The organism is Actinomyces sp. oral taxon 175 str. F0384 (assembly GCF_000223355.1).
Lineage (GTDB): Bacteria > Actinomycetota > Actinomycetes > Actinomycetales > Actinomycetaceae > Actinomyces > Actinomyces oris.
Genome location: NZ_AFUR01000001.1, coordinates 1,582,030 through 1,595,898, shown reverse-complemented (window position 1 = coordinate 1,595,898; position 13,869 = coordinate 1,582,030). Strand labels below are relative to the sequence as shown.

The window sequence follows — 13,869 nt, the reverse complement described above, 5'->3', positions numbered from 1 at the left end:
GGACCGGGGCCGGGCCAGCACCAGAAAGGAGCACGCCTCATGACCAGCTCTCAGGCGCAGGCATCCGCTGCCGACGCCGTCGGCCGGCACGAGCCGGTGCTCCTGGAGCGCTGCCTGGACCTGCTCGCGCCCGCCATCGAGGGCGCTGCCGGCAGTGCGGCGGCGCCCGGCCCGGCCCAGCCGGTCATGATCGACTGCACCCTGGGCATGGGGGGCCACACTGAGGCGGCGCTCGAGCGCTTCGCGACCCTCAAGGTCGTGGGCATCGACCGCGACCCCGAGGCGATCGCACTGGCCTCGGCGCGCCTGGCCCGCTTCGGGGACCGCTTCGTCGCGGTTCAGGCGACCTACGACGCCGTCAGCCGGGTGGCTCGTGAGCACTCCGTTCGTGCGGAGGGAGCGGTGGACGCCGTTCTCATGGATCTGGGGGTCTCCTCCCTTCAGCTCGATGAGGCCTCGCGGGGCTTCTCCTACGCCCGCCCGGCGCCTCTCGACATGCGCATGGACCAGGGTTCAGGAATGACCGCCCAGGACCTGCTGGAGCATGCCGACGCCGCCGAGCTCACCCGCATCCTGCGCACCTACGGCGAGGAGCGCTTCGCCTCCCGTATCGCTGCCGCCATCGTGCGCCGCCGCGAGTCCGGGGAGCCGGTGGCCAGTACCCAGGACCTGGCCGAGCTCGTCCGTCAGTCCGTGCCCGCGCCGGCGCGCCGCAGCGGCGGGCACCCGGCCAAACGGACCTTCCAGGCGCTGCGCATCGCCGTCAACGCCGAGCTCGACGTCCTGGAGCGAGCCGTGCCCCGGGCTCTCAACAGCCTGCGCGTGGGAGGGCGCCTGGTGGTGGAGTCCTACCAGTCCCTGGAGGACCGCATCGTCAAGCGGGCGCTGGCCCACGGAGCCACCTCCCGGGCGCCCCAGGACCTGCCGGTCGTCCCCGAGGGGGACCGCCCCTACCTGGAGCTGCTCACCAACGGCGCGGAGAAGGCCGACGCCCGCGAGCTCGACCACAACCCCCGCTCAGCACCGGTGCGACTACGGGCAGCCGCCCGCCTGCGTCCGGCCGACCAGGCCCCTTCGCCAGAGGCCTCTGCGCCCGCCGGCGGCCGAGGACGGGACCCCGGGCACCGCAGCGGTCAACGCACCGCCCGCCGTCGCCACCGCAGCTAGGCGGCCCAGCCGCTCCAGACGCCGGCGGACCGCTCCAGGCGGCCAACGATTCCACTGCACCATCGTCCATCCACACCAGTCCAACTACGCCACAGGGAAGGCACATTGATGAGCGCCACTGCTACTGCTCGAGTCACCCGCCCGATCGCGACGCGGCGCACCGCCCAGGCAAGTGGTTCCACCAGCACCCAGGGACGCGCCGAGGCGGGCGCCGTCAACCGGCCCCAGCTGCGGGTCGTCAGTGGCGCCTCCCGGGCGGCCTCGTCCTCCCTTCCCTTCCTGACCGTCATCATCCTCGTGCTGGCCGGCGCTCTCATCACCTCGATGCTCCTCAACGCCAAGATGGCCGACACCGCCTACCGGATGAAGGAGAAGCAGATCGAGCTCAACGTCGCCGAGGACCACGTCGAGACGCTGCGCACCCAGGTTCAGGAGGCCTCGGCGCCCGATGCGCTGGCCGGCCGCGCCAAGGAGCTCGGGATGGTGCCCGCCGCCGCCCCCGGCGTCGTCGACGTCAACAAGGGGCAGCTCACCGAGGGCACCCCCGCCCACGGCGCCAAGAGCGGGAAGTAGGCGCCGGTGAATCCCTCGCGTCGTCAGGCGCTCCAGCTCGGAGGGCTGCTCGTGTTCACCGCACTGACCGGGCGCACCGTCTACGTTCAGGCGATCGAGGGGCCGGAGCTGGCTGAGAAGGCGAAGGCCGAGCGCACGGTCACCTGGGTCAACCGAGCCCCCCGAGGCGACATCACCGGGCGCGACGGCACCGTCCTGGCCTCCTCGGCGGTCAGCTACGACGTCGGCGTCAACCAGCCCGCCATCGCCCAGTACGAGCGCACCGAGATGCGACTCAACGAGTCCACCGGCGCCAACGAGAAGGTCGTCGTCGACTACGGGGCGACGGCGGTCGCGGCCCAGCTCGCCCCGATCCTCGACGTCGATCCCCTGGAGCTGGGAGCCAAGCTCGTGGGAAATCGGAGCTACGAGGTCATCGCTCAGGAGGTCTCTCCTGACACCTGGCGCAAGATCAAGGCCCTGGACATCCCCGGGGTCGAGCCCGACCAGCGCACCCGACGCACCTACCCGGCCGGGACCGTGGCCGGCAACGTCCTGGGCTTCACCCACGAGGGCGAGCACAACCGCGAGCTCATCGGGGCGGCCGGGCTGGAGCTCACCCAGAACAAGCTCCTGACGGGAACCGACGGCAAGGGCAGTGAGGAGGTCGGGCGCAGCGGCGTCATCATCCCCACCGGTGAGCAGGAGGACGAACCGGCCAGGCCCGGTGCCACGGTGCGCACCACCCTCAATCCCGACCTGCAGTCCATCGCCCAGGAGACCATCGACAAGACGGTGGCCGCCCAGCACGCGGACTGGGGCATCGTCATGGCCATGGAGCCTGCCACAGGCAAGGTCGTGGTCCTGGCCGACTCCAACTCGGTTGACCCCTCCGACCCCTCGGCCACCTCCGAGGAGAACCGCACCGCCCGCAGCGTGCAGGCCGTCTTCGAGCCCGGAAGCGTCGGCAAGGTCGTCACCTTCGCCACCGCTCTGGAGGAGGGCGCCGTCAAGCCCGAGGACACCTGGACCGTCCCCTACACCTGGACCTCGGCCAACGGGCAGACCTTCAAGGACTCCCACGAGCACGAGACCCAGACCCTGACCACCGCCGGAATCCTAGCCAAGTCCTCCAACACAGGCACTATCCAGATCGGTCAGAAGGTCTCCGACGACGTCCGCTACGACTACATGAAGCGCTTCGGCTGGGGGCAGGCCACGGGCATCGAGATGCCGGCGGAGTCCGACGGCATCCTCTACCCGCCCAGCTCCTGGGACGATCGCACCCGTTACACCACGATGTTCGGGCACGGGGTGGCCGGCACCGCCCTCCAGTCCCTCCAGGTGCTGGCCACCGTGGCCAACAAGGGCGTGCGCGTGGCCCCACGCGTCATCGACGCCTGGATCGACGCCGACGGCAAGGAGACCCCGCAGGCCCGCCCCGAGGAGGTGCGGGTCGTCTCCGAGGCGACTGCCAAGACCCTCACCGAGATGCTCATCGGCGTTACCCAGGAGGGTGGCACCGCGGAGTCCGCCTCCATCAACGGCTACCTGGTGGCCGGTAAGACCGGAACCTCCGAGATCCTCACCGACGACTCCACCGTGGCCTCCTTCGTCGGCTTCCTGCCGGCCCGCAACCCGGCGCTGGCCATCGCGGTCATCGTCAACCGGCCCGATGAGACCTACGGAGGCACCGTTGCCGCCCCCGTCTTCCGGGAGGTGGCGCTGGCAGCCATGCAGGCGCTCAACATCGCCCCCGACCCGAGCGTCGTGGCGGCCCAAGCCGCTCGTAACGGAGCCGGGGGAGAGCGGGACGCGAACCAGTGAGGTGGTGTATGTGCTAGATGAGCGTGACCACCAGCACCTCGGCGAAGTGAGCCTGAGATGCTCTTGTGGAACATCGACAGTGGAAGGTCGCGATAGATTGAGGAACTATGAGCAACCACGCCTACGAGTCGGCCGCCGCCCTACGGCCGAGCTCCAATGGTCCCATCCCCATCAGTACTCTGAGCGAGCGCTTCTCCCTGGCTCCCGCCTCAGCTGAGGACGCCGCCGCCCTCAACGACCTGAGCATCCTGGGGGTCAGCGTCGACTCCGCCGACACCGCCCCGGGCGAGCTCTTCGTGGGACTGCCCGGTTTCACCGTCCACGGCGCCCGCTTCGCCGCCGATGCCGTCGCCTCCGGTGCCGTCGCCGTCCTGACCGACTCCGACGGCGCCCAGATCGTCCACCAGGCCGCTCCCGGTACCCCGGTCCTTGTGCACGGCGATCCCCGGGCCATCGTCGGTCCTCTGAGCGCCGAGGCCTACCATCACCCGGCACGCGGTCTCATCACCACCGCCGTCACCGGAACCAACGGCAAGACCACCACCGCATACTTCCTCGACGCCATCCTGTCCGCCCACGTCGGTGGCTGCATGGTGGCCGGAACCGTCGAGCTGCGCGTGGGGGAGCGCTCCGTGGAGTCCCCGCGCACCACCGTCGAGGCCCCCGTCCTGCAGCGGATGATGGCCCTGGCCGTGGAGGACAAGGTCGGCGCCGCCTCCCTGGAGGCCTCCAGCCACGCCATCGTCCTGCACCGGCTCGACGGCATCGTCGTCGATGTCGCCGGCTTCACCAACCTCCAGCGCGACCACCTCGACTTCCACAAGACCATGGAGGGCTACCTGGAGGCCAAGGCGCAGCTGTTCACCCCCGAGCACGCCCGCCGCGGCGTGGTCTGCGTCGACGACCAGTGGGGTGCCGCCCTGGCCGCCGAGGCCCCCATCGAGATCGACCGCGTACGTGCCTACCCCGGTGACGCCCCCGCCGACTGGTGGGTCAGCGACGCCGCCGTCTCCATGACCGACTCCGCCACCACCTTCACCCTCCACGGTCCCGACGGCGAGAAGATCGAGGCCTCCTGCCCCCTGCCCGGACTCGTCAACGTCCAGAACGCCGCCCTGGCCCTGGTCATGGCCATCCGTGCCGGGGTGCCCGCCGCCACGGCCGCCGCCGCCCTGGCCGGTGCCCACAACATCCCCGGCCGTATGCAGCGCATCAGCCAGCGCGACGGCCGACGCGGCCTGTGCATCGTCGACTTCGCCCACACCCCCGAGGCCATGGAACTGGCCCTCAAGGCCGTGCGCCCCATCACCCCGGGGCGCCTCATCGTGGTCTTCGGCTCCGACGGCGACCGCGACCAGGGCAAGCGGCCCATGCTGGGCGAGGTGTGCGCCCGCCTGGCCGACGTTCTGGTCGTCACCGACGAGAACCCCCGCAGCGAGGACCCCCAGCTCATCCGCGACGCCATCCTGGACGGGGTGCGCGGCGTGCGCCCCGACCTGACGGACGTCGAGGAGATCACCACCTGGCGCGGCGACGCCGTGCGCCGGGGTGTCGAGCTGTGCGGACCCGACGACACCGTCATCGTCACCGGGAAGGGCCACGAACCCTTCCTGGAGATGGCCGGGGAGTTCATTCGCTACAACGACGCGCCCGTGATGGCTGAGGCCGTCGAGGAGAAATGGGGACGGGCATGAGGCTCAGCCTGAGTCAGATCGCAGCCGCCATCGGCGGAAGGCTCATCGGCCCTGACGCGCCGGTGACCGGACCGGTCGTCACCGACTCCCGCCAGGCCGCCGAGGGCTCACTGTTCGTCGCCGTGCACGGCGAGCGCACCGACGGCCACGCCCACCTGGGATCGGCCGGAGCCCTGGGCGCCGTCGGCGCCATCGTCTCCGACCTGGAGGCCGCCCGCAGCGGACTGTCTCATGGGCAGGCCGAGGAGCCGTCCATGGGGCTCGTCCTCGTGGAGGACACTGTGGCGGCCCTCGGCGCGCTGGCCCGCACCCACCTGGAGGCACTGCGCCAGGCGGCAGCCGAGCAAGGCGATCGTCTCACCGTGGTGGCGATGACCGGCTCGGTGGGCAAGACCACCACCAAGGACCTCACCCGCCAGCTCCTGGCCCCCTCCGGCCCCACGGTGGCGCCCCGGGCCAGCTTCAACAACGAGATCGGCCTGCCGCTGACCGTGCTGGAGGCCGACGAGTCCACCCGCTACCTCGTCCTGGAGATGGGGGCCTCCGGACCTGGCCACATCGCCTACCTCACCGACATCGCCCCCCTGGACGCGGCCGGGGTCCTCATGATCGGCCACGCCCACATGGGTGGGTTCGGCTCCATCGAGGGAGTCGCCGCGGCCAAGGCGGAGATCATCGCCGGCCTGCGGCCCGAGGGAATCGCCATCCTCAACGCCGACGACGCCCGCGCCGCCGCCATGGCCGAGCTCGCACCGGCACGCGTCCTGACCTTCTCCGCCCAGGGGCGACAGGCCGACCTGAGGGCCGAGAACGTGGACCTGGACGCGGCTGCCCGAGCGGCCTTCGACCTCCACCTGCCCGGTCTCGCCGAGCCCCGCCGCATCCAGCTCGCCGTGGCCGGCGTGCACAACGTGTCCAACGCCCTGGCCGCCGCTGGCCTGGCCCTGGCCGCAGGGCTGGCCCCGGAGCTCATCGCCGACAGACTCGGCTTGGTGAGCATCGAGAGCCCCCACCGAATGGATATTTCGGAACTCAGTGGTGATCTTCTCCTTATCGACGACTCCTACAACGCCAACATCGACTCCATGACGGCGGCGCTGGCGGTGCTGCCGGCTCTGGCCGGGGACCGACGTCGCGTTGTCGTGATTTCCGAGATGCTTGAGCTGGGGGAGTCCTCTGCGGCCGATCACGCGCGCACCGGAGAGCTCGCGGCCCGAGCCGGAGCCGCTATGCTCATCGGCATCGGCTCCACCCAGGAGGCACTCGAGGCGGCCAGGGCGCGAGGGGTCGAGGTCGTCGGTTTCGATGATGCCGCGACCGCCATCTCCCAGATCGACGCCCTGCTGTCCGACGGCGACGCCGTCCTCGTCAAGGGCTCCAACGGCTCGGGCGCCTGGCGCCTGGCCGACCACCTCAAGGAGGTTCGTCCCCGATGACCGCCATCCTCATCTCCGGCGTGGTCGGACTGGTGGGCACCCTGCTGGGGACCCCCCTGCTCATCCGCTACCTCCACGCCAAGGAGTACGGACAGTTCATCCGCCAGGACGGCCCCCAGGGACACTTCACCAAGCGCGGCACGCCGACCATGGGCGGCCTCGTCATCATCATCTCCACTGTCCTGGGCTACACCCTGGCCAATCTCAGCCAGCTGCGCACACCGCGCGCCTCCGGGGTCCTGCTGCTCTTCCTCGTCGTCGGGCTCGGGCTCATCGGATTCCTGGACGACTTCGAGAAGATCTCCAAGCAGCGCTCCCTGGGACTGAGGGCATGGCAGAAGATCGTGGGGCAGGCGCTCATCGGCATCGGATTCTCGGTGGCGGCCCTGCACTTCGCGGACCGCAACGGACTGACCCCCGCCTCCGCCCGGATCTCCTTCGCCCGGGACTCGGCGATCAACCTGGCCTTCGCCGGCAGCGTCGTCGGGCTCATCCTGTTCATCCTGTGGGCCAACTTCCTCATCACCGCCTGGTCCAACGCCGTCAACCTCACCGACGGGCTCGACGGACTGGCCGCCGGCGCCTCAGCCATGGTCTTCGGTGCCTACACGCTCATCGGCGTGTGGCAGACCAACCAGTCCTGCAACTACGGACACGAGACCATGGTCCCCACCACCTGCTACCAGGTCAGGGATCCCCGTGACCTGGCCATGATCGCCGCCGCGCTCATGGGGGCCTGCTTCGGCTTCCTGTGGTGGAACGCCTCACCGGCCAAGATCTTCATGGGTGACACCGGGTCGCTGGCCCTGGGCGGGGCCGTCGCCGGCCTGTCGATCCTGACCCGCACCGAGTTCCTGGCCGTCATCCTGGGCGGACTCTTCCTGGCCGAGGTCATGAGCGACATCATCCAGATCGTCTCATTCAAGTCGACAGGCCGACGCGTCTTCCGCATGGCTCCACTGCATCACCACTTCGAACTGGGAGGATGGACCGAGGTCAACGTGGTGATCCGCTTCTGGATCATCGCCGGCCTGTGCGTCATCGCGGGACTCGGAATCTTCTACGCCGAGTACCTGCGCCAGCTCATCTTCGGGTGAGCCGGGACGCTCGGGCCACTGCGACCCGACGAACCATTGAAGCAGTCTTCTCCCGCCGGCAGCCCGGTGAGGAGCAGTGAGGAACCAGGAGCGTGAGCCCGCACCGTGACCAGCCTGACTGAAGTCCCCGGTGAACCGCCCAGCGCCGTCACCGGCCCCGGAGGGTCCCTGAGCGACCAGCTCGACGGCGCCCACGTGGCCGTCGTCGGCCTGGGGCGCACCGGGCGCGCCGTCGTCGACGCCCTGGCCACGCTGGGTGCCCGCATCCACGTCTTCGACAGCCGCGAGTCGTCCGTCGAGATGCTGCAGACCCCCGTGGCCTCCACCACGGTCGCCGACGCCGAGGCGACCGCGGCCGCCCTGGCGCAGTCCCCGGCCAGGCTCCTCGTCGTCTCACCCGGGGTCCCGGCCACCGGGCCGGTCCTGCGAGGTGCTGCGGCGGCGGGTATCGAGACCTGGAGCGAGGTCGAGCTGGCCTGGAGGATTCAGCAGGACTCAGCGCGTCCGCACGTCCCATGGCTGACTCTGACTGGAACGGACGGCAAGACCACCACGGTCAGCATGCTCTCGGCGATCCTTGAGGCCCAGGGGCTCACGGCTCCGGCCGTGGGCAACATCGGCACCCCCGTCATTGAGGCGGTGCTGGCCGGCAGCGCCGACGCCCTGGCCGTAGAGCTGTCCAGCTTCCAGCTGCACACCACCAGAACCCTGGCGCCTCTGGCCTCGGCCTGCCTCAACCTGGCCGCTGACCACCTCGACTGGCACGGGGGCCTGGAGGCCTATGCCCAGGACAAGGCCCGCGTCTACTCCCGCACCCGGCTCGCCGCCGTCTACAACCTCGCCGACGCCGCCACCGAGGACATGGTCCGCCAGGCCGACGTCGTCGAGGGCTGCCGAGCCGTCGGCTTCACCCTGGCCGCGCCGGGGTTGGGACAGGTCGGCATGGTTGAGGACCTGCTGGTCGACCGCGCCTTTCACGCCGAGCGGCGCTCAAGCGGCATCGAGCTGGCCACCACCGCCGACCTGGCGCACCTGGCCCCCGGGCGGCGTGCCCAGAACCTGCCCGCGCACCTGCTGGCCGACTCCCTGGCGGCCGCTGCGCTGGCCCGCGCGGCGGGAGCCGACCCGGAGGCGGTCGCCGCCGGACTGCGCGCCTACAGCCCCGGAGCCCACCGGATCGTCACCGTCGCCGAGGCGGAGGGCGTCACCTGGGTCGACGACTCGAAGGCCACCAACCCGCACTCCGCCGAGGCCGCACTGACCTCCCTGCCGCAGGGGACCGGAGTGTGGATCTGCGGTGGCGACACCAAGGGCGCCCAGTTCTTCGACCTGGTCCGCACGGTGCGCCCCCACCTGCGCGGTGCCGTTGTCATTGGCAAGGACCAGAACGACATCCTGGCGGCCCTGGAGCGGGAGGCCCCCGGCCTACCCGTCACCCGCGTCAGCGACGGCAGCGCCGAGCAGGTGAGCGCCGCCGCGGTGGAAGCCGCCGGCGCCATGGCTCGCGGCGGCGACACCGTCATGCTGGCCCCGGCCTGCGCCTCCTGGGACCAGTTCACGTCCTACGCCCAGCGCGGCGACCTGTTCGCCGCCTGCGCCCAGGCCTATACCCGAGGCGATGGCACCCGGGACGCGGATGTCTCCGGCGACCAGGAGCAGCTGTGAAGACCGGGTCCACCTCGGCCACCAACGCCCGCTCGTCGACCTCCTCCTCGTCAGGCTCCTCGCGCGCCTCCGCAGGTTCGTCGCGGGGTGCCGGTGCCGGCCGCAAGCCGGAGCGGACCGCCCCCGGGAAGGGTGCTGCCACGGCGTCCAAGCAGGCCAGGAAACCCTCCGGCTCCCGGCCCACGGCAGCGGGCAGTCGCCTGGGTGACGCCTGGCGCAAGCGCGTGACGCGCTGGGGCGAGCGGCTCTCACGACCTTGGGACGGCGGGGGCACTCAGCCCGAGGGCACCCCTAAGGAGCGTCGTCGGCGTCCCTCCGGCGGGTCCGACTCCACCCAGAGCGCCGAACAGGTGACTCTGACCTACTACTGCCTGCTCGTGTCCACCCTGGTGCTGGAGACCTTCGGGCTGATCATGGTCTTCTCCGTGCAGTCGGTGACCGTGGCCGCCAACGGTGGCAACGCCTTCACCGACTTCGCCAAGTACCTCATCTTCGCCGCGGTGGGGACGCTGGGCATGGTGGGGGTCTCCCGCATCCCGCTGTCCTGGTTCCCCAGGATGGCCTGGGGGCTTCTGGTGCTGACGATCGCCCTGCAGTGCCTGGTGTTCACACCCGTGGGCGTGAACGTCTACGGTAACCGCAACTGGATCCAGGTCCCGGGGGTCGGCACCGCCCAGCCCTCGGAGTTCATCAAGGTGGCCCTCGCCCTGGTCCTGGGCACCCTGGTGACCTGGTACGCGAACAAGCGCCCCCGGGACCGGGCGTGGGTGGCGGGCTGGGGCGGTGTCGGAGTCGCGATCGCGAGCGTCCTGGGCGGACAGGATCTGGGAACCGTCATCATCCTGGTCATCATCGTCGCCGGGGCCCTGTGGGTGGGCGGAATGCGCAAGCGCTGGTTCGCCCTCCTGGGGGCCGGCGGCATCGTCATGTTCGCGGCCGCCTCCATGCTCAGTGCCAACCGCCGCGCCCGGATCACCGCCTGGATCCATCCCGAGGGCGCAGACCCCATGGGGGTGGGCTACCAGCCCAAGCACGGGATGTGGGCGCTGGGGACCGGGGGCTGGCTCGGCGTGGGGCCGGGATCGTCGCGCCAGAAGTGGGGCTACCTCACCCAGGCGGACTCCGACTACATCTTCGCCGTGCTCGGCGAGGAGTTCGGGCTGGTGGGCACCCTCGTCGTCATCGCCCTGTTCGCCGTCATCGGCGCCTGCTGCCTGCGGCTCATGAGACGCCACACCTCCCTGTACGTCGTGGCCACGACCTCGGCCATCGGTGCGTGGATCGTGGGGCAGGCGATCATCAACATGGGGGTCGTCACCGGTGCGCTGCCGGTGCTGGGCGTCCCGCTTCCCCTCGTCAGCCGTGGAGGCACCGCACTGGTGTCGGTCCTCCTGGCCATCGGGGTGCTTCTGGCCTTCGCGCGCCACGAACCCGGTGCGCAGGAGGCCCTGTCCACGAGTCCCGGGGCGCTGCGTCGTTCCCTGGCAGTCATTGTCCCTAGGAGGAACCGTGCCCGAGACAAGTGAGAGCGCAGGCTCGCCCCAGCAGGAGCGTCCCAGCGGCTCGGAGCGGCCCCGGCCGTTGCGGGTGCTGCTGGCCGGTGGGGGCACCGCCGGCCACGTCAACCCGTTGCTGGCCACGGCTGCGGCCCTGCGGGACCCGGCCCTGGGCGGTGACCCCGGCACGCAGGTCCTCGTCCTGGGGACCGCCGAGGGACTGGAGAAGCGGCTCGTGCCCGAGGCCGGCCTGGAGCTGGCCCTGGTCCCCAGAGTCCCTCTGCCGCGGCGCCCCAGTGGTGACCTGCTGCGTCTGCCGCACCGGCTGGGCAAGGCGATCAGCGCGGCTACTGAGGCCATTGAGAAGGTCAAGGCCGACGTCGTCGTCGGCTTCGGCGGCTACGTGTCGACCCCTGCCTACCTGGCCGCCAGGAAGGCCGGGGTTCCCGTCGTCATCCATGAGCAGAACGCCCGCCCGGGGCTGGCCAACCGGCTGGGCGCCTCCTGGGCCCGGGCCGTCGCCCTGACCTTCGCCTCGACCCGTCTCAAGGCCTCCAAGGGCTGCACCGAGGTCACAGGACTGCCGCTGCGCCCGGCCATCGCCACCCTGGTCGCGCAGCGTGCCACGGACGAGGGGACCCGGCAGGCCCGCGCCGAGGGCGCTCAGGCGCTGGGACTCGACCCCGACCTGCCCACGCTGCTGGTGACGGGCGGATCCCTGGGGGCCCAGCACCTCAACGAGGTCCTGAGCGAGTCTCTGTACTCCCTGCCAACCGGCCTGCAGGTGCTGCACCTGACCGGTAAGGACAAGGACGCCCCGGTGCGCGCCGCCCTCGAGGCGGTAGTGGCCTCGGGTGCTGCGCAGGACCTCGCTGAGCGGTACCACGTGCTCGACTACCTGACCACGATGGAACAGGCCTATGCCTGCGCCGACGGGGTCCTGTGCCGCTCCGGTGCCGGTACCGTCGCAGAGATCACGGCCCTGGGGCTTCCAGCGCTCTATGTCCCCTTGCCGATCGGCAACGGCGAGCAGCGTCTCAACGCCGCTGACGTCCTGGCCTCCGGAGGCGGGCGCATGGTGCTCGACGCCGAGCTCAAGCCCTCGGACATCCTTGACTTCGCCATGCTCATCTCCGACCCTGAGCGGCAGGCCGCCATGGCCCGGGCCGCGGCCTCCACCGGCGTCCAGGATGCGGCGGCCCGCCTGGCCGCCCTTATCCGGCAGTGCGCCTCCATCCACGACACTCCCACTGACGAGGAGAATGCGGCATGACCGCCACCACATCCCAGGACGCCTCCCGCACTTCGCACCGATCGACCGACGGTGACCACTGCACTCTGGCAGACCGGGCCTTCCACCTCATCGGCATCGGGGGAGCGGGGATGAGCGTGGTCGCTCAGCTGCTCGCGGCCCGCGGCGCCCAGGTCTCCGGCTCCGACGCCCATGGGGGGCCCGCCTTCGACCACCTGGCCGATCTGGGCATCACGACCCACCTGGGGCATGCCGCCGCGAATGTTCCCGAGCGGAGCACTGTTGTGGTCTCCACCGCGATCAAGGAGACCAACCCCGAGCTCGCCGAGGCCCGCCGGCGGGGCCAGGACGTCATCCACCGGTCCCAGGCGCTGGCGCTGGCCGCTCGGGGCCTGGACTTCGTCGCCGTGGCGGGTGCGCACGGCAAGACCACGACCTCGGGCATGCTCGCCGAGGCCCTCACGGAGGCCGGAGCCGACCCCTCCTTCGCCATCGGCGGGGTTGTGCGGGCCCTGGGCACCGGGGCACACCTGGGCAGCGGCCCCGCCCTGGTCGCCGAGGCCGATGAGTCCGACCGCTCCTTCCTCAACTACACCCCGCGCGTGGAGATCGTCACCAACGTCGAGCCCGACCACCTCGACAGCTACGGCACCGCGGAGGCCTTCGAGACGGCATTCGTCGACTTCGCTCACCGGCTGGTGCCCGGGGGCCTGCTGGTCGCCTGTGCCGCCGACGCCGGCGCGCTGCGCCTGGCGCAGTCCGCTGCCGCTGAGGGCCTGCGCGTCGTCACCTACTCCTTCGCAGGCCCCGACACCCTCCCCGGCGGAGTGCTCGTGGGGGAGGGTCACGTCCACCTGGACATCCAGGAACGTGGGGCCGCATCCACTCGGGGACTGCTGACCCTCACCACGGCCGCCGGCCGCGAGCCCGCCGGCGGCGCGGGCGAGGAGCCGCATCACGGTCCGGTCGAGCTGGTGCTGGCCGTACCCGGGGACCACGTGGCCCTCGACGCCGCCGGAGCCTGGGCCGCGGGCATCGAGCTCGGCGTCGAGCCGGCCCGGATGGCCCGGGCACTGGGTGCCTTCGGGGGGACGGGCCGGCGCTTCGAGGACCGGGGCGAGGCCGACGGTGTGCGCGTCATCGACGACTACGCCCACCACCCCACGGAGATCGAGGCCCTGCTGCGCACGGCGCGGGGCGTGGCCCAGGAGCGCGGTGGACGGGTCCTGGTTCTGTTCCAGCCGCACCTGTTCTCCCGCACCCGGGCCTTCGCCGACCGCTTCGGACAGGCGCTGGCCCTGGCCGACGCCGTTGTCGTCACCGACGTCTACCCCGCCAGGGAGACTCAGGCGGACTTCCCCGACATCACCGGGGACACGGTCGTCCAGCGCGTCCCCGGTGGCACCGCCAGGTTCGTCGCCGAGCGCCTCGATGCCGCCCATGCGGTGGCCGACATGGCTCGCCCTGGCGACCTGCTGCTGACAGTCGGTGCCGGAGACGTCACCGAGCTCGCCGGCACGGTACTGGGCGACCTGGCGGCACGCGAGGGCGGTGCAGCCCCCTCGCCCGCGGACCGGGACGAGCGGGCATGAGGAAGCCCTCGGCCCCCCGTCCGGAGCGCTCCAACCGCGCTCAGGACGCCCCGGCCAGCATCCCGCCGCGCCGCTCCGGCCCCCGACGTCC

The 13,869-nt window shown here is 71.3% G+C and carries 10 protein-coding genes; all 10 read left to right on the top strand.

Translation table 11 applies throughout. The annotated features are described in order from the left end of the window. Positions 1 to 39: 39 nt before the first annotated feature. The 10 genes from rsmH to murC all read left to right on the top strand — a co-directional run bounded on the left by rsmH (position 40) and on the right by murC (position 13,778). A complete protein-coding gene (rsmH, locus tag HMPREF9058_RS06685; RefSeq protein WP_009405943.1) occupies positions 40 to 1,167 on the top strand; it encodes a 16S rRNA (cytosine(1402)-N(4))-methyltransferase RsmH in 1,128 nt (375 codons plus the stop codon). Positions 1,168 to 1,275: 108 nt separating this feature from the next. Then, on the top strand, positions 1,276 to 1,740 hold the full coding sequence (locus HMPREF9058_RS06680) for a hypothetical protein (RefSeq protein ID WP_009405907.1): 465 nt from the start codon (positions 1,276 to 1,278) through the stop codon (positions 1,738 to 1,740). 6 nt (positions 1,741 to 1,746) lie between these two features. After that, positions 1,747 to 3,546, top strand: coding sequence for a penicillin-binding protein 2 (locus HMPREF9058_RS06675; protein WP_009406371.1), 1,800 nt, complete (start codon positions 1,747 to 1,749; stop codon positions 3,544 to 3,546). A 107-nt stretch (positions 3,547 to 3,653) separates the two neighbouring features. Further along, positions 3,654 to 5,240 carry a UDP-N-acetylmuramoyl-L-alanyl-D-glutamate--2,6-diaminopimelate ligase gene (locus tag HMPREF9058_RS06670; protein ID WP_009405715.1) on the top strand — a complete coding sequence of 529 codons (1,587 nt, stop codon included), beginning with the start codon at positions 3,654 to 3,656 and terminating at the stop codon, positions 5,238 to 5,240. After that, positions 5,225 to 6,676 (top strand): UDP-N-acetylmuramoyl-tripeptide--D-alanyl-D-alanine ligase, encoded by a 1,452-nt coding sequence (gene murF, locus HMPREF9058_RS06665; protein WP_009406176.1) that lies wholly within the window; start codon positions 5,225 to 5,227, stop codon positions 6,674 to 6,676. Before HMPREF9058_RS06670 ends, murF begins: the two co-directional genes overlap by 16 nt. Beyond that, on the top strand, positions 6,673 to 7,773 hold the full coding sequence (gene mraY / locus HMPREF9058_RS06660) for a phospho-N-acetylmuramoyl-pentapeptide-transferase (protein ID WP_003786289.1): 1,101 nt from the start codon (positions 6,673 to 6,675) through the stop codon (positions 7,771 to 7,773). The genes murF and mraY overlap by 4 nt, the downstream gene beginning before the upstream one ends. A gap of 105 nt (positions 7,774 to 7,878) precedes the next feature. After that, positions 7,879 to 9,438, top strand: a complete 1,560-nt coding sequence (murD, locus tag HMPREF9058_RS06655) for a UDP-N-acetylmuramoyl-L-alanine--D-glutamate ligase (protein WP_009405990.1) — start codon at positions 7,879 to 7,881, stop codon at positions 9,436 to 9,438. After that, complete coding sequence (locus tag HMPREF9058_RS06650) at positions 9,435 to 10,964, top strand: FtsW/RodA/SpoVE family cell cycle protein (RefSeq protein WP_009747494.1); 1,530 nt, start codon at positions 9,435 to 9,437, stop codon at positions 10,962 to 10,964. Before murD ends, HMPREF9058_RS06650 begins: the two co-directional genes overlap by 4 nt. After that, positions 10,948 to 12,207 carry an undecaprenyldiphospho-muramoylpentapeptide beta-N-acetylglucosaminyltransferase gene (gene murG, locus HMPREF9058_RS06645; RefSeq protein ID WP_009405694.1) on the top strand — a complete coding sequence of 420 codons (1,260 nt, stop codon included), beginning with the start codon at positions 10,948 to 10,950 and terminating at the stop codon, positions 12,205 to 12,207. The genes HMPREF9058_RS06650 and murG overlap by 17 nt, the downstream gene beginning before the upstream one ends. Beyond that, positions 12,204 to 13,778 (top strand): UDP-N-acetylmuramate--L-alanine ligase, encoded by a 1,575-nt coding sequence (murC, locus tag HMPREF9058_RS06640; protein WP_009747299.1) that lies wholly within the window; start codon positions 12,204 to 12,206, stop codon positions 13,776 to 13,778. Before murG ends, murC begins: the two co-directional genes overlap by 4 nt. Positions 13,779 to 13,869 lie beyond the last annotated feature (91 nt).

What these genes read in the sequence shown, in the direction of transcription:
- HMPREF9058_RS06670 (WP_009405715.1), top strand. Translation starts at nt 3,654, where the DNA reads ATGAGCAACCACGCCTACGAGTCGGCCGCCGCCCTACGGCCGAGCTCC.
- HMPREF9058_RS06680 (WP_009405907.1), top strand. Translation starts at nt 1,276, where the DNA reads ATGAGCGCCACTGCTACTGCTCGAGTCACCCGCCCGATCGCGACGCGG.
- murC (WP_009747299.1), top strand. Translation starts at nt 12,204, where the DNA reads ATGACCGCCACCACATCCCAGGACGCCTCCCGCACTTCGCACCGATCG.
- murF (WP_009406176.1), top strand. Translation starts at nt 5,225, where the DNA reads ATGGGGACGGGCATGAGGCTCAGCCTGAGTCAGATCGCAGCCGCCATC.
- mraY (WP_003786289.1), top strand. Translation starts at nt 6,673, where the DNA reads ATGACCGCCATCCTCATCTCCGGCGTGGTCGGACTGGTGGGCACCCTG.
- rsmH (WP_009405943.1), top strand. Translation starts at nt 40, where the DNA reads ATGACCAGCTCTCAGGCGCAGGCATCCGCTGCCGACGCCGTCGGCCGG.